This is a genomic window from Saezia sanguinis, assembly GCF_963921665.1.
GTDB classification, from domain to species: domain Bacteria; phylum Pseudomonadota; class Gammaproteobacteria; order Burkholderiales; family Burkholderiaceae_C; genus Saezia; species Saezia sanguinis.
Genome location: NZ_CAWUGC010000015.1, coordinates 1 through 15,397, shown reverse-complemented (window position 1 = coordinate 15,397; position 15,397 = coordinate 1). Strand labels below are relative to the sequence as shown.

Here is a 15,397-nt window from a genome sequence, read left to right as displayed (position 1 = left end):
TGCAAAGCAGGCTCAGGCTGGCGGCTTCACTATACTGCCGGCCTGTGAGGGTAGGCCTGCCTGGCCTGGCGGGAGGTCAGCAGGTAGGCGGTCCAGCCCAGCGCAATCAGACTGCCGGCTGCCAGCATGGCCGTGGGAAACGGGCTGAGCGCCGCAACCTGCGATGCGCCAAAGTAGCGGCTGATGAAATATGTGCTTTGCCAGTGCGCAACCAGGATGGAGACCGGCCACAGCAGCCAGAAGCCGGCGATGGCAAAGCGCACCGCAGACGCACGCTTGACGGTGACCATGCATAAAAAGGTGGCAACCGCCAGTGTGATGGAAATGATCAGATGGGTGATGACGGTTGCCAGATAGGTGATCCAGGCCGGGTCTTTGGTGATGGCGGGCGCAATCTGGGCGAACAACTGGGTTTCAAAGCGTGCTCCCAGCGCCTGGGTTACCGGGCGGGCCAGCAGGATGATGAACATCAGCAGCAAGATGATGCCGGGAATGTTGGGAACATGGCTTTGCGGTGATGCAGCCGGTTGGCCGGACTGGGGTTCAGAAAGGGTCATGGTCAGGGGGCGCGCAATGAAATGGGTTGTATAAGGGGGTCATCTTGTGTCTAAAGGACACTGAGGATGCTTTTACCTGCACCGCCTGGGCAGGCATTGACAGCATTCTATAATGAACCGCATAACCTCATTTCCATCGACGTCAGTGCAGCGTGCAAACTGGTGCCCAAACATAGCGTATGACATCTCAAACCCGTTCCGACACGGTTGAATCAGCCCGGATTCCGGCAGACCAGCCCGTGGTTGCCAGTTGGGGAACCCTGTTTTCTTCCGAATACATCTGGCGCGCAGTCGCGGTAACCGGCGGGGTGGCGTTGTATGCCATCAATGTGCTGATTGTGGCGACCATCATGCCCTCCATTGTGGCTGAAATTGGTGGCGTGAATTATTATGCCTGGAGCACAACGCTGTTTGTGGTGGCGTCCATTCTGGGCTCGGCGCTGACCGTTTCTGTTTTGAACCGCTGGGGCGCGCGTACCGCGTACCTGACTGCCATGGCGGTGTTCATGCTGGGCAGTCTGGTCTGCGCGCTGGCGCCCAGCATGCTGGTGCTGCTGGCCGGGCGCACCGTGCAGGGGCTCAGCGGCGGCGTGCTGACCGCGCTCAGTTATGCGCTGATCCGGCAGGTGTTCAAACCCTTTTTGTGGCCGCGTGCGATTGCACTGGTCTCGGCCATGTGGGGCATTGCCACTTTATGCGGCCCGGCCATTGGTGGTGTGTTTGCCGAGTACGGGCTGTGGCGCTGGTCTTTTGGCGTGCTGCTGCCGGTGGCGGTGGTGCAGGCACTGATTGTGCTGAAACAACTGGCGCGCGGCGTGCAGCGCGAAGCAGGCAGCACGGGCCGTGAAAAAGCATCCATCCCGTGGCTGGCCCTGGCACTGCTGGTGGCATCTGCGATGGTGGTTGCCGTCAGCAGTCTGGAAAAAACGCGGTTATGGATTCCGCTCTCGGGCTGTGTGGGTGGCCTGCTGCTGGGTGCACTGGCGGTCTGGGTCGACAGCCGCAGCCAGGGTACGCAGATGCTGCCGGTTGGCGGGCACAGCCTGCGCATGCCGCTGGGGGTGGTTTATGCATGTATCTGGCTGCTGCAGGCGGGCATCATGGTTGAGATTTATGTGCCGTATTTTTTACAGCAGTTGCACGGGTATGGCCCGCTGGCCGCAGGCTATCTGGCGGCAGTCATGGCGGCGGGCTGGAGTGCGGCATCGCTGTTTTCATCGGGGCGCAGTGGCCAGCGGGCCAGCCAGATGCTGCGCCTGGGCCCGGTGCTGTGTGCGGGCAGTCTGCTGGCGCTGGCCGTGTTACTGCCCTGGCGCTGGGACATTTATCCGCTGCAACTGATGTTCTTGCTGGCAGCGCTGGCGGGTACCGGTTTTGGCATTGGCTCCACCTGGCCGCATCTGCTGACCCGGGTCATGCAACTGGCAGCACCCGGGCAGGGCGGGCATGCCTCGGCAGCCGGAACCACACTGCAACTGTATGGCATGGCCATTGGCTCGGCACTGGCCGGGCTGGTGGTGAACGCCACCGGTGGCGGGCAGGAGGGCGCACCGCCGGCGTTGATCGGGCAGGCGGCGCTGTGGCTGATGGCCGGTTTTGTTGTGCTGCCGGCGCTGGCTGCCATACTGACCTGGCGCCTGACCCGCAAGCCCGATGGCGCATGATACAAGCGCTTGGTATTAAAGCTCGGCGTTAGAGCTTGGCATTAGCGCCGGTGCTGGTGCAGCATTACTTCAGAAAGAAATGGGTGATCGGGTTGCTTGGATCCAGCAGCAGCTTGACCGCCATGATCAGGCAGACCACAATGATCAGCGGTTTGATGACTTTGGCGCCAAACCTGACGGCAAAGCGTGCGCCCAGTTGGGCACCAATGAAAGCGCCTACGGCCATGGTGAGCGCAACCGGCCACACAATGGCGCCCTGCACGCCAAACACCAGCAGCGCGCCAACATTGCTGGCTGCATTGCCCAGCTTGGTGTAGGCAATAGCGCGCAGAATGCCAAACCCCAGCAGCGATACAAAAGCGATCATGAAAAACGACCCGGCACCCGGGCCGAAGATGCCGTCATAAAACCCCAGGACCGGTGCCATGGTCAGGCAGAATGTGAAGTAGGACAGTTTGGCCCTGGTGGATTCGTTGGTCAGCTTGGGTGACAGATAGAAATAAATCGCCACAATGATCAGCAGAATAGGTACCAGCACCTGCAGGGCAGATTGCGGGATCACACTGGCCAGCACTGCCCCGATGGCGCTGCCCAGAAACGACATGCAAAAGATCGGCCAGCCGGTTTTAAACTCGATCAGGCCGCGCCGGGCGTAGGCAATGGTGGCGGAAATGGTTGCCGCCGAAGACTGAAACTTGTTGGTGGCCAATGCCGCCAGCGGGTTAACCCCTGCCATCAGCAGTGCAGGCAGTGTAATGAGACCGCCGCCGCCGGCAATGGCGTCCAGAAAACCGGCGCCAAACGCCACAAAAAACAGGATGACAATGGTCTCGATACCCACGATGATGTGATTCCCAACAGATAACAGGCTTTTGAGACGAGCCGGGAAAAATCCGGGGCAGATCCAGCAGCACCAGGCGCAAGTGTACGCCAGTTTGCAACTTGTTTCATGCGGTAGCATTAAGCAAACACCGGTAAGGGGCCGCAGTGTCCTGGCATACAAACTGTGCTGTTTTTATCCGGCATGGATGCAACTGACAAGAATTGGCACTAAAATCTGACAATAATGTAATATTACAGATAGAAGAAGCGCCATACCAGATAAACACCCCCATTTGGTGTTTATCTGCAAAACACCGGGTGAATGCCGTCAGATGTCATGAACTGTACGGCAGAGCCATCGCCAGAGTTGATACGCTGTCACCGGGGAAAAGACTGTTGCACTGACTGCAAGTTGGCACTTGTGGCAGATGAATCTGTCAGTGTTGTGCATCCGTGGTGTTTGCATGAGCAAGAGGTGCCAAAGGCACAAAATGCACTAAAGGCGCCAAAGGCAGAAAAGCCAATGGATGTGAAATTTTTGTCGCCGTACCGGCACAGGTATGCATGGTGCAGTGATTGTTTTGGTAAGTCGAATGTGAAGGAAAACCATGCCGATTCAAGCAATAAAACCGCAAAAGGCATTTGATCTCATTGAAAAGGGCGCCCGTTTGGTGGATATCCGTTCGCCGGACGAGCACGAGCGCGAATACATTGACATCGAAGGTGTGCGCAATGTGCCGATTGAGCGTTTTGCCGGGAAAAAGTTGAAGGCCGATAAGGATACCGTGGTGATTTTCCACTGCCGCTCCGGTGCGCGTACCCGGATGAATGCCAAGCTGCTGGAAAAAAGCGTGGCACCCGGACAGGCCTATTTCATTGAAGGCGGTCTGAACGCATGGAAAAAAGCCGGTCTGCCGGTATTTACCGCACCCTCTCAATCGTTTGAAATTTCGCGTCAGGTACAGATGCTGGTCGGCGCCTTGGTTGCTGCGGGGGTCACACTGGGTTTTGTGATTTCGCCATGGTTTCATCTGGTAGCCGCATTTATCGGGGTGGAACAGCTTTTTGCCGGGCTGACCGGGGTGAACCTGCTTGGTTACCTGATGATGCAGATGCCATGGAACAAAAAAGCACACCGGTATGCGGGGCTTGACCTGGATGAGTAGAAAAGAGTTATATTGCCAATCATGTCCGGTTGGCCGGATATTTTGAAAACGTGTTAAAGGGAAAACCATGCTGTTCAATCTGGGACTGACAGACCGGGTAGTTCGCATTGCAGTTGGCCTTTTGCTGATTGCGCTGGCTGTTGCCGGGCAGATTGGCTGGTGGGGCTGGCTGGGCCTGCTTCCGCTGGTGATGGGCATCATCGGGTTTTGTCCGGTGTACCTGTGGCTGGGCATCAACACATGCAAAAAGCAACCACAGGATTCAGCCTCCGGCACAGATCAGCAGCGCTGAAACAGCGCGCATTTTAATTCTTCGCACGCCGCTGCTACCCGGCACGCAGCAAATCCAAATGAATTGTTTCTGATGAAAAAAAGCACCTCAAGATGAGGTGCCTGCTGGTTTTAGCATGGATAAATGCGGTTTTGTAGAGGCGGGGGAGTATCCATCGACACGAGAAATGGCACCGTATCAGTCAAAGTTTCTCTTTTCAATGATGTTTCCATTTTTATCCCACCAAGTCCAAAGCCCTTGTGGTTTGTCATCCTGATAATAACCTTCTTGGGATTTCTGACCATTGTCATGCCACCAGGTCCAAAGCCCTTGCTTTTTGTTATCCTGGTAATGACCTTCACGAGCTTTCTGACCGTTTTCATGCCAGCGGGTCGAAAGTCCTTGCATTTTGTCATCTTGATAATGGTCCTCCGACATTTTCTGATCATCATGCCAGAAGGCCGAAAGTCTTTGCATTTTGCCATCTTGATAGTAGCCTTCCGAATGTTTCGCACCATCGCCATACCACCAGATGGGCCAAAGTCCTTGCCGTTTGCCGTCCTGATAGTAGCCTTCCATCATTTTCTGACCGTTTTCATGCAGCATGGTGTATAAGCCATCACGGCGTCGTTCTCCAGTCTCTGGTAATACTATCGCAGTATAAGGTTCTGTTGCCTTTTGTTCTGATGCATAAAATTCCTGCAGCAAAGCCTTGCCTTGTGTAGTTATGCCAAGAAATTTGAAGTAGCAGGTTGTTTCATGAAGGACGAAACATGGCTCTTCCGCGATCATTTCACCCACTTTCCATGGTGCGGCGGCTGTGGCCTGAGGGTCAAGGGTGTAAGAGGTTTTTTCCTGAGAGGGGTGCTGCGCATGGGCTGCAAAGACCATCACAAAACAGGATAAAAGAAGTAACAGTTTTTTCATGGTGTAAACCTACTTTGAAATGTACGGTTGATTCTAATGTAGATTTTGAATTAAATTGGCACTTTAACCCTTGACGCACCGTCATTCACTGTCGTCCATACCCTCCACCACAAAACGCACACGCTGTTGGCCCTGCCATTCGTCAGCTTCCAGCCGGTAGGCCAGGGTGGCCCTTTGTGGCAACGGTGCACTGCGGCCAAACCAGATGCCGTCAACCACTTGTTGCTGGTAGTTCAGTTTAAGCGCCAGGTGTTTTTCCCCGACAATGCGCTGCGAGAGTATCTGCAGCGGTTCACTGAAAACAGGGGCGGCAAAACCGTTGCCCCATACCGCCGTTTGCAGCAGGTGTGCCGTTTGCGGTGTGCAATAGCTTGCAGGCAGCGGCCCGTCGGTTGGCAGTGTGCGCGCCAGTGTGGCGGCATCCAGCAGCTCGGCCGCAATCTGTGCCAAAGCACTGGCAAATGTTTCAAAGTCCTGTGCCCTGAGGGTGCAGCCCGCGGCCATGGCGTGCCCGCCAAAGCGCAGCAGCATACCGGGATGGCGCTTTTCCACCAAGTCCAGCGCATCACGCAGATGAAACCCCGCAATGGAGCGCCCGGAGCCTTTTAATATCTGTTCCTGACCGGGTGCTTGGCTCGGGGCAAAAACAAACGCGGGGCGGTAAAACTTTTCTTTGATGCGCGAGGCCAGAATGCCGACCACGCCTTCGTGAAACCCGGCGTCATAAATAGCGATGGCCGCCGGTAATTGTGCGGCGCTGTCCAGTTGCTCATCAACTGTCAGGTGTTGCTCCAGCAGCACCAGCGAGCGCTCCAGCATGTCGGATTCAATGTCCTTGCGCTCGCGGTTGATCTGGTCCAGCGTACTTGCCAGGCGTGTTGCCAGCGCTGTATCGTCGGTGGTCAGGCATTCTATGCCGATGGTCATATCAGCCAGGCGCCCGGCGGCGTTCAGGCGCGGCCCCAGCGCAAAACCCATGTCAAATGTGCTGGCACGCGCCGGGTTGCGACGCGCCACCTGGAACAACGCGGCCACGCCGGGCTGCATCTGGCCTTTGCGCATGCGCTCCAGCCCCTGCGCCACCAGGCGGCGGTTGTTGGCGTCGAGCCGTACCACATCGGCCACGGTACCCAGCGCCACCAGGTCAAGCAGTTTGTCCAGCCGCGGCTGTGTCTGCGCGTCAAAACGGCCGCGTGCGCGCAGTTCGGCCCGCAGCGCCAGCAGCACATAAAACATCACGCCCACACCGGCCATCGCCTTGCTGCTAAAGCTGCATTGCGGCGCATTGGGGTTGACGATGACATCGGCTTCAGGCAGTTTCACCTGCCCATCAACCAGCGCGGGCAGATGGTGGTCGGTAACCAGCACCTGCAAACCCAGTTGGCGCGCATGTGCCACGCCTTCCAGGCTGGCAATGCCGTTATCCACCGTAACCAGCAGCCCGGCACCGGTGGCTTTGACACGGTCTGCAATGGCCGCGGTCAGCCCGTAGCCGTCCACAACGCGGTCCGGCACCAGGTAGCTGAGCTGTTCACGCGCAAAACCCAGCATGGCCAGTCCGCGCAAAGCCACGCTGCAGGCGGTAGCACCGTCACAATCGTAGTCTGCCACAATGCACAGTTTGTGCTGCTGCTCCAGCGCGTCGGCCAGCAGCAAAGCCGCTTCATGCGTGCCTTCCAGCGTATCGGGTGGCAGCAGCCGTTTCAGGCTGGCATCCACCTCGTCGATGCTGCTGACGCCGCGTGCCGCATACAGGCGCGCCAGCAGCGGGTGTATGCCGGCCTGCTCAAGTTGCCACTGGGTACGGGGAGGGATGTCGCGCGGAATTAAATGCATGAACGCCATTGTAATCGGATGATGCGGCGGCGGCTTTTGCCCTGCAATGGTCCATATGCAAGGCGTTGAATCAGCGCGTTAAAGCGCTGCCAGAATCTGTACCGGCTCCGGTGGCTGGTGAAACCATTTCTGAATGCCGCCCCACAGGCTCTTTTGTCCCTGCCACTGCCAAAAACCGCAACTGCCCGATAAAGTCAGTTGCACCGTCTGACCGCTGCGGTAAGCCTCCAGCAGCGTGGCAATGGGGCCGGCATCCAGCGTTTGCCAGGTTTGCAGCCATGCCGGACCGTCGCCTTGCAGTGAGGGCAGGCGCAGGCGGTCATCCATGACCAGATCCTGCGGCAGGCTTGCCTGTGCAGGCAGTATGCCGCAGCCGGAAAGCCAGATGCTGTTGACATCCGGCTCTCCGTTGTCGCGCCGCTGCCGGTTCACCGCCAGGCGGTACAGCAGCATTTGTACCTCGTTTTGCAGGCGGCGCAGTTCTTTGGCTGGCTCAGAGTCATCGGGCAACCAGTCGTCCACGTCCTGCCCGATGGCGCGGTCAATGCTGGCAGTAGCCAGTTGTTGCAGCAGTTCATGTGTGGCATACCAGCGCAATGCCGTTCCCCACTGCAACTGCCAGCCCTGCGCGGACAACAGCGGTTGCACTGCATCAAACAAGGCATGCGATTCATCGTCGCTCAGGCGCAAATTCTCCGGCACCCCCATGCTGATCTGGTCCAGCCCCACTGTCCAATGCACAGGCGTAATCTCTGCCCAGCAGCGGCCGGTGACATCCAGCCCCTGGGCTGCCATGTGCAGGCTGGCGCCGGGAAAGCGGCCATCATCGCAGGAAAGCCCCATCACATTTGCCAGCACACGTTCGTGCGGCATGTTCAGGCTGTACGGATCGCTTTTGTCCAGCCCCCTGTCATTCAGGCGTGCGAGCAGTTGCTGCAAGTTGGGCAGCTTCAGATGTGCGGCCAGCGCATCGGTATTGGGCGTGACGGCGGCGCTGTGGGCATGAGTAATCAATAAATGCATCGCGCTATTGTGTGCCATGGCAGGCACTCTGCGCAAGTACGGCAGGCAATGCCGCCGGTCAGGCAGGGGGCTTGCATTCCCTATGCTTGGGGGCAAGGTGGCAGGCAGCCATATAAAGACCGCTTTTAAAAACACATGACCATATGCCCATAAGCTGCCATCAAGCCACCACCTGCATACAACCAGCGTTTATAACCGGACTTTACCGTGCAGGAGGCTTATATGCCACCTTACTGCCCTGTCAGCCTGTTCAGGGCGAAAATGACAATCCTGCGGGGCGCGCTATACTGGCAGACATATCAAGGACAAACAGACAACGGCAGCTATTGCCTTTAAAATGAACAGCTATGGATGAGCGGTCGAGACTACTTCTGAAAACCCTGGTTGAGCGTTACATTGCAGACGGTCAGCCGGTGGGGTCGCGCACGCTTTCCAAAGCCTCCGGACTGGAACTCTCGCCAGCGACCATCCGCAACGTGATGGCCGATCTGGAAGAAATGGGGCTGATCACCAGCCCGCATACCTCGGCCGGGCGCATACCCACACCGCGCGGTTACCGCATTTTTGTCGACACCATGCTCACCGCCCACACGGCCAATGAACGCCTGGTGGCCGAAGTGCAGCGCAATGCCGGTCTGCCCAGCGGGCAGCCCAAGCAGGTGTTATCTGGCGCGGCACATATGCTCTCGGAACTTTCGCACTTTGTCGGGGTGGTCATGGCGCCACGCCACAACACCGCGTTTCGCCACATTGAATTTCTGCGGCTGGCTGCCAGGCGAATTCTGGTCATCATCGTGGCAACCGATGGCGATGTGCAAAACCGCATTATCCATACCGCGAATGACTATAACCAGAGCGAACTGGCCGAAGCGGCCAACTACCTCAACAGCAACTTTACCGGACAGGCGCTGGACACGGTGCGCGGCCAACTGGCCGGTGAAATTGAAGTGCTGCGCGGCGAAATCGTTGAGCTGATGCGTTCAGCGGTAGAGGCCAGCACCGGCAGCGACAATCAGGCGGAAGAACAGGTCATGGTCTCCGGCGAGCGCAACCTGCTGCAGGTCAGCGACCTGGCCGGCGACCTGGAATCGCTGCGCAAACTGTTTGACCTGTTTGAACAGAAAACCCAGTGGCTGCAACTGCTGGACGTATCCGACAAGGCCGAAGGCGTGCGCATCTTCATCGGTGGCGAAAGCCATGTGGTACCGTTTGAAGAACTCTCGGTAGTCACCGCGCCCTATGAAGTCAACGGGCAGATTGTCGGTACGCTGGGCGTGATCGGCCCCACCCGCATGGCGTATGACCGCATGATACAGATTGTCGACATCACCTCGCGGCTGGTCAGCAATGCACTGAGCTACAAGCCCGACGGCCCCGACGCCTGAACATGGCCAAAAGCTGGGGCAAAATCAAAAAAGAACTGGAACAGCACTGGATGTGCGAAGCCACCCGTGGCCGTGTCAGCTACTTTCTCACGCGTTACCGCCAGGCGCACGACCAGCGCGGACGCGTTGCCGTTCTCATTGATGGCAAAGAAGCGCTGCATAGCTCAGACCTGGAAACCGAATGCGAGAACCCCGGCCTCTGGGGACGTGCAGAACAGCAGGGCATGAACCCGGTTATGCTGGCCGCTTACGAAAAAGGCCAGTTTCACACCAGCCTGTTTGAAGAAAGCTACCAGGTCTACACCAGCCAGAGCCTGCAAGACAATATCCAGTCAGCCGACCCGCTGGTGCGGCTGTTCACCCTGTTTGACCGGCGCATTGGCAGGCAGCAGATTAAAACACTCAAAGAAACGCTCATAGGCAATGCACCGTTTCTGCAAACATTCTATGCATTTCGCCTGCAATGCGAATTTCCTACAAACGTACCGGCCAGCCTGAAAAACCTGCCTGCTGAACAGCTTCAAAAAACAATGCATATTCCGGCACAGCCGGAATAAAAAAACACCCGATACGGCAAACGTTATGTGAACGCCTGCTATTTTCAACTGGCTGCGTTACAGTATATAATCACACCTTTTGAGGCGATTGCCTTATCACAGAAAAAATATCGGGCCTATAGCTCAGTTGGTTAGAGCAGCGGACTCATAATCCGTTGGTCCCTGGTTCAAGTCCAGGTGGGCCCACCAAAAAATATAATAAAATCAAAACTATAAATCAGCAGTCGTATCAGACTGCTTTTTTATTTGCGGAAATTTTTCCGCAATTATTTTACTGGCTTCACCTTGGCACCAACTGTGCCCCTGACATAATGATCAGTCATGGCCTCGGTTGTGTGCCCCCGTAACTTCTGAGCGCTGCGAATGCCCTGCATATCATCAACCTGTGTCGTGGCCTTAGCCCGCATGTCACGCAGTTGAAAATCCTTTTTGTCCACCTTAGCGGCAGCTCTGGTGGTGCAGCATCAGGAGCGACCGCAGTGGCTCTTGGCGGCAGCGGTGGGCCCGGGAAGAATTATTGTCGCTGAATATATTTTGTCCTAATCGTGGCGTTATAATTTTGACCCATGATCTATAAACCTGAAATTGACGGACTGCGTGCCATTGCTGTTTTGCTGGTACTTTTGTGCCATGTGGGGCTGGCTTTCCCAGGCGGCTACATTGGCGTGGATGTCTTCTTTGTTATTTCGGGTTTTTTAATCACCAGCATTCTGGTATCTGATTACGAAAACAGGCGGTTTAATCTGGTCAGGTTTTATGCCAAGCGATTTATCCGCCTTTATCCGGCACTTTTGGTTGTGATTGTTTTGGTGTTTGCAGCAGCGTTTTGTTTAGCGGATCAAAAACTATTAAAAACAGTATTACATTCTGGTAGTTATGCAACTGCTTCTATATCCAATGCCTATTTCAGCAAGAATTTAGGATATTTTGATTTAGGGACTCAGTTTCAACCTTTTCTGCATACATGGACATTGGGTGTTGAGTGGCAGTATTACCTGCTGGCTCCTGTTTTAATCTGGATTCTGCTCAAGCATTCTAAAGAGGCTCTGATCATCGGGTTGGCTGTAGTTGCAGGTTTTTCGCTGATGTTTTCCCAAATCGGGGTAGAGCAAACACCAAATACAGCATATTACCTTTTGCCATATCGGGCTTTTGAATTGTGCATCGGGTCCTTACTGGTGTTTATTTATCACAGGGTACTCCATGCTATTACGGCGGCAGTTTTGTGTATTGTTGGGTTAATTGCAATACTGGCAGCAGCATTTTTATATTCTGCACAAACACCATTTCCGGGGTATGCAGCGTTGCTTCCGACGGTGGGGGCGGCGGCTGTGATTTACGGGGCTGGTGGATTTGCCAAAGGGAACCTGCTGCGCTGTGCTCCCGTTGTTTACATTGGAAAAATTTCTTACTCAATCTATCTGACACACTGGCCGCTGATTGTTTTTTATCAGTATCTGCTGGTTACACGACCAATGGCGTGGGGAGACAGGATTGTTTTGCTTGGACTTTCAATTCTGTCAGGTATGGCGCTTTACCATGGCATTGAATCAAAAGTCACCTGGAAAAAGATCGGCAAAAAATGGCTTTGGTGCATTGGTCTGATCGTTCTGAGTGTGGCGATCGCTTTGGGGGCAAAGTGGAGTTATAAAAATATAGATGCATTCAGGTGGAGGGTGACAGGGCTAAGTGCTGAAGAATCTCAGTTTGTCGAGAGAAAATATGTAGTGCTTGACAAGCTAGGAGATGCTGATGGCCAACCCGCGGCCGTTTTGTTGGCTGACAGCATGGGGTACAACTATGCTATTGGTTTTGATCATCTCATGGCAGATAGCGGGTATTATTTCAAACTGGCACTCAGAGGGACGTGCTGGATGGTTGATGCAGAATATACGTTTAATAATGCACTTCATCTAGACCCTGCAGATATAAATAAATGTAGAGATACTTACCGGCGAGGACTCTCGTATCTGGAAGGGAACAACCTGCCCTTAATACTTGCACAGGAGTGGATGTACAAAGATGCTTTGCTGCAGGGGGATCAACCCATATATATTTACCCTGGAAATGATGAGTACTATGATTTCATTTTAGGCAGGCTCAAAGCTTTGCGGGAGAGGATGGGAGATAGAAAGATCATCCTCATTGGTGTCCCGCCATATCATTACAGTAACAATGATGAACGCAAAAATACAGGATGCAGAGGACGCCCCACGTTCTTGGTGGATGTGTGTCAATTTGCCAATGATGAAACGTACCTCATCGAAGAAACATACACCTACCGGATGAACAATATGCTTCGTCAGTTTGCGCAAGAGTACCCAAACACATACTACATCGACACATCAAATATTATTTGTCCTGATGGAATATGCAGTACAAAAAATGATGACAGGTACTACCAACTGAATGACATCAATCATTTTTCGTACAAAGGCTCCGTGCTCGTGGCTCCTATGCTGATGCAGCAGATTGAGGAGATTATCGGCGTTAAGCTTCACCGGGACAATTCATTGCGTCAAGCAATGTAAATTGAAAGGCAATATCAATGACCAATGGATATATCAGAGAAATGAAGGTGATCTATACGCCCAACGGCATTTTGATGGGCGGCGGTGGTCGTGATGGTGTTGCTAAAGGTGCCGTGGGTGTACCTGGCTTGGGAACAGGCGATTCCATGGGCGGTAGCGGCAGTGGCGGCGGCGCTAAATGGGCTCTAGTTGTAACAGGCTCAGTTATTTGTGACAGGTACGAAATCGGCCAATTAGAGCTGCAACAGGAGCAGACTGTGGGTCGATAAAAAACCAGTCCCCTTTGGGGATGGGGAAGTAACAGATAAAAGGTAGCCACCTACGGGTGGCTTTTTTATTTAGCAGTAAAAAGACGGGCGACCTGATCTGAGTTGGATATGTGCTCTGACCGGAGCTGTTATATAAGGAATAATTTATCATGATAGACTACCGTAATAATTCATAAGGAGATAAACAATGCGTTATTTATGGGTTGCAATCATCTCATTGGTTTTTTCAATTACAGCGTTTGCACAATACCAAGGTCCAGGAACAAATCAAGGTGGTTTTGTGGGACCTTCTGCACTGACCGAGGTATCCAAGGCATCACAGGTTGGCAATGCACAAGAAGATGCCCCTTGTATTTTGGTCGGCAACATCGTTGAAAGGCTTAACCGTGATCGCTATACATTCAAAGATGAAAGTGGAACTGTGGTAGTGAATATTCCTCCGCATGTATTTAGTAATACAACTGTGACTCCTGAAACTAAAATCCGTTTGATTGGAGAAGTTGGAGGAAAGCGTCACTCAGATCAACGTCAAGATCCACATGTGCGCGTGAGGTATCTAGAGGTAGTGAAATAACTTTCCTTTTAAAACATACAACCGCCTTCGGGCGGTTTTTTCGTTCACATATGCCCTTATTGTCGAAATACAGTATGTGTAGGTTGTCGTAGTTTTCAGTGGTAGCCTGTTATTAACACATGACAATGAGGAAATACATATGATGAATACACCAAATTCAAATCCTATCGTGGATAAGGGCAAAACTGATTTGGCGGTGGCACCTGCCGCAGCAACTTCTGCGCAGGTATCTGCTACATCAACAAGTATTCCGGCAAATCTTAAATACTTTGGCTATTTGCACGGTGCGCATGGTCAGCAAAATGAAGTGGTCGGGCATACTAACCTTTCGGTAATTGACTGGACGCATTACCCGAGTTACACACAGCTTATGGTCGATTTGAACGTCATCAAAGCCAATGGCAACAAAGCTGTGATTACAACACCGGTTTTGTATATGTCTCCCGGTAGTGGCGCTCAACCTAATACTTTGCGCCCAGATGCGCAGGCGCAGTGGAGCAGCTTCATGTTTCGGTTAATTGCAGACAAGTTTTTTGATCCTGCAAACCCTGAGAACGGAACTGTAGTTGGCTTTTATCCGGTGGATGAACCTGAAATCAATGGCATGGCGGATGTGAATGGTGCTCCCTCTCCTAAGTTGATACAGATTTTGAACATCATCAGAAACAATCAAAATTCACGACTTGCCCCATTGACGACCTGTGCCAGCATCTACTATGGAAATGTAATTCAAGGATTGAAACTGTTTGACTGGATTGGACTGGATGTCTATACCAGACCGATCTGGGATGAGCATGGAAATATCATTGGATATGAGAATGAAGATGATGATGCGTATGTTGGCAAGTTTTACCATCTTCAAAGCTTATTGCAGCTTCGTCCGGAACAGCGAATGGTTCTGGTGCCGCAGGCAGCAGTTTTCTACGATAGAAACACCTCTCAAGTCAGTGATGACATATGTAATGACCCATATAGAATGCTGTTTGTGGCTCAGACCAATCCGGCAGTGATGGCAATCATTCCGTTTCTGTGGAATTCAGTCAACACTTCGACAGAGCTATTTGATGGGCTGCGTTCAGGAGCGCCTCAATTGCAAGGTATTCGTCAAGCATATGATCAGATTGGCAAGCAGGTGAAGTTTGCAGGTGCCAATGCAAGCTGTATTGGTTACCGAATTCCGACTTCGATGGTGGCAGGCAGGCCTTATGACATTCGCATAGATATGCGCAATACAGGCAATGTCGCGTGGGAGCCCGGTGTGGTGCATCTGGGGACACAAAGCCCGCATGACAATACCATTTGGGGTTCGCATCGGGTGTGGCTACCTCGACGCGTTATGCCTGGAGAGATTGTAGAAATCGTCTTTACCGTGATGGCGCCATCCACTCCGGGCAATTACGTTATGCAGGGTCGCATGGTAGCAGAAGAAATCACCTGGTTTGGTGATTTGACAGCATACCATGTGGTCAATGTAGTCGCTGGGTAATGCAGTTTTATCGGTATTAAACCGTTCACCTAACAACAAGTCAGCCGTCTACGATGAGTAGGCGGCTTTTTTATTGGGCAAAAAGAAAAACACAGGATATGAAATGCAAAACCTATTCAAGACAGTGAAAGGCCATGTGATACAGGCTATTGGCGTACCAGCTGCGGGGGTAGGAAGCTCTCTGATGATCTCCATGCAGGACGATGTGATCAGGGCGTTCGGAATCACCCTGTCGAACTGGTGCCTGATCGTATCCTTTATTTACGGCCTGTTTCAACTGTTCATGGCTATCTATAAACACTTTAAAAAGAAGGGGGATGACGAATGAC

General features: G+C 53.4%; 15 protein-coding genes and 1 tRNA gene. 11 read left to right on the top strand and 5 right to left on the bottom strand.

Features of this window, described 5'->3' with window-relative positions; genetic code table 11:
- Window positions 1-29: 29 nt before the first annotated feature.
- The gene (locus tag AACY98_RS09610; protein WP_339804525.1) at window positions 30-557 is read right to left on the bottom strand and encodes a hypothetical protein; all 528 of its coding nucleotides are present in this window, start codon (window positions 555-557) and stop codon (window positions 30-32) included.
- A 179-nt stretch (window positions 558-736) separates the two neighbouring features.
- Between AACY98_RS09610 and AACY98_RS09605 the strand changes: the two genes are divergently transcribed.
- Window positions 737-2,221, top strand: a complete 1,485-nt coding sequence (locus AACY98_RS09605; RefSeq protein ID WP_339804522.1) for an MFS transporter — start codon at window positions 737-739, stop codon at window positions 2,219-2,221.
- 64 nt (window positions 2,222-2,285) lie between these two features.
- Here AACY98_RS09605 and AACY98_RS09600 read toward each other — a convergent pair whose 3' ends face one another.
- Window positions 2,286-3,062 carry a TSUP family transporter gene (locus tag AACY98_RS09600; protein WP_339804519.1) on the bottom strand — a complete coding sequence of 259 codons (777 nt, stop codon included), beginning with the start codon at window positions 3,060-3,062 and terminating at the stop codon, window positions 2,286-2,288.
- Between the two features lie 589 nt (window positions 3,063-3,651).
- Here AACY98_RS09600 and AACY98_RS09595 point away from each other — a divergent pair.
- Together AACY98_RS09595 and AACY98_RS09590 are read left to right on the top strand one after the other, a co-directional pair.
- Complete coding sequence (locus tag AACY98_RS09595; protein WP_126980138.1) at window positions 3,652-4,209, top strand: rhodanese family protein; 558 nt, start codon at window positions 3,652-3,654, stop codon at window positions 4,207-4,209.
- Window positions 4,210-4,276: 67 nt separating this feature from the next.
- A complete protein-coding gene (locus tag AACY98_RS09590; RefSeq protein WP_339804516.1) occupies window positions 4,277-4,501 on the top strand; it encodes a YgaP family membrane protein in 225 nt (74 codons plus the stop codon).
- A 177-nt stretch (window positions 4,502-4,678) separates the two neighbouring features.
- On the opposite strand, the gene AACY98_RS09585 is transcribed toward AACY98_RS09590, so the two are convergent.
- The 3 genes from AACY98_RS09585 to AACY98_RS09575 form a co-directional block, all read right to left on the bottom strand.
- Window positions 4,679-5,407, bottom strand: a complete 729-nt coding sequence (locus AACY98_RS09585) for a toxin-antitoxin system YwqK family antitoxin (RefSeq protein ID WP_339804515.1) — start codon at window positions 5,405-5,407, stop codon at window positions 4,679-4,681.
- A gap of 81 nt (window positions 5,408-5,488) precedes the next feature.
- Window positions 5,489-7,243 (bottom strand): single-stranded-DNA-specific exonuclease RecJ, encoded by a 1,755-nt coding sequence (gene recJ, locus AACY98_RS09580; protein ID WP_339804512.1) that lies wholly within the window; start codon window positions 7,241-7,243, stop codon window positions 5,489-5,491.
- 78 nt (window positions 7,244-7,321) lie between these two features.
- Window positions 7,322-8,284 carry a hypothetical protein gene (locus AACY98_RS09575; RefSeq protein ID WP_339804509.1) on the bottom strand — a complete coding sequence of 321 codons (963 nt, stop codon included), beginning with the start codon at window positions 8,282-8,284 and terminating at the stop codon, window positions 7,322-7,324.
- Window positions 8,285-8,613: 329 nt separating this feature from the next.
- On the opposite strand from AACY98_RS09575, the gene hrcA reads away from it, so the two are divergent.
- The 8 genes from hrcA to AACY98_RS09535 all read left to right on the top strand — a co-directional run bounded on the left by hrcA (window position 8,614) and on the right by AACY98_RS09535 (window position 15,396).
- Window positions 8,614-9,651, top strand: a complete 1,038-nt coding sequence (hrcA, locus tag AACY98_RS09570; RefSeq protein WP_339804507.1) for a heat-inducible transcriptional repressor HrcA — start codon at window positions 8,614-8,616, stop codon at window positions 9,649-9,651.
- A gap of 2 nt (window positions 9,652-9,653) precedes the next feature.
- On the top strand, window positions 9,654-10,208 hold the full coding sequence (locus AACY98_RS09565; protein ID WP_339804504.1) for an SF0329 family protein: 555 nt from the start codon (window positions 9,654-9,656) through the stop codon (window positions 10,206-10,208).
- Between the two features lie 112 nt (window positions 10,209-10,320).
- Window positions 10,321-10,397 (top strand) — tRNA-Ile (locus tag AACY98_RS09560).
- Between the two features lie 377 nt (window positions 10,398-10,774).
- Window positions 10,775-12,739 carry an acyltransferase family protein gene (locus AACY98_RS09555; protein WP_339804502.1) on the top strand — a complete coding sequence of 655 codons (1,965 nt, stop codon included), beginning with the start codon at window positions 10,775-10,777 and terminating at the stop codon, window positions 12,737-12,739.
- Between the two features lie 17 nt (window positions 12,740-12,756).
- Complete coding sequence (locus tag AACY98_RS09550; RefSeq protein ID WP_339804500.1) at window positions 12,757-13,008, top strand: hypothetical protein; 252 nt, start codon at window positions 12,757-12,759, stop codon at window positions 13,006-13,008.
- A gap of 187 nt (window positions 13,009-13,195) precedes the next feature.
- Window positions 13,196-13,582, top strand: a complete 387-nt coding sequence (locus AACY98_RS09545) for a YgiW/YdeI family stress tolerance OB fold protein (protein ID WP_339804497.1) — start codon at window positions 13,196-13,198, stop codon at window positions 13,580-13,582.
- Window positions 13,583-13,721: 139 nt separating this feature from the next.
- Complete coding sequence (locus AACY98_RS09540) at window positions 13,722-15,068, top strand: NBR1-Ig-like domain-containing protein (RefSeq protein ID WP_339804494.1); 1,347 nt, start codon at window positions 13,722-13,724, stop codon at window positions 15,066-15,068.
- A gap of 103 nt (window positions 15,069-15,171) precedes the next feature.
- Window positions 15,172-15,396 carry a hypothetical protein gene (locus AACY98_RS09535; protein WP_339804491.1) on the top strand — a complete coding sequence of 75 codons (225 nt, stop codon included), beginning with the start codon at window positions 15,172-15,174 and terminating at the stop codon, window positions 15,394-15,396.
- Window position 15,397 lies beyond the last annotated feature (1 nt).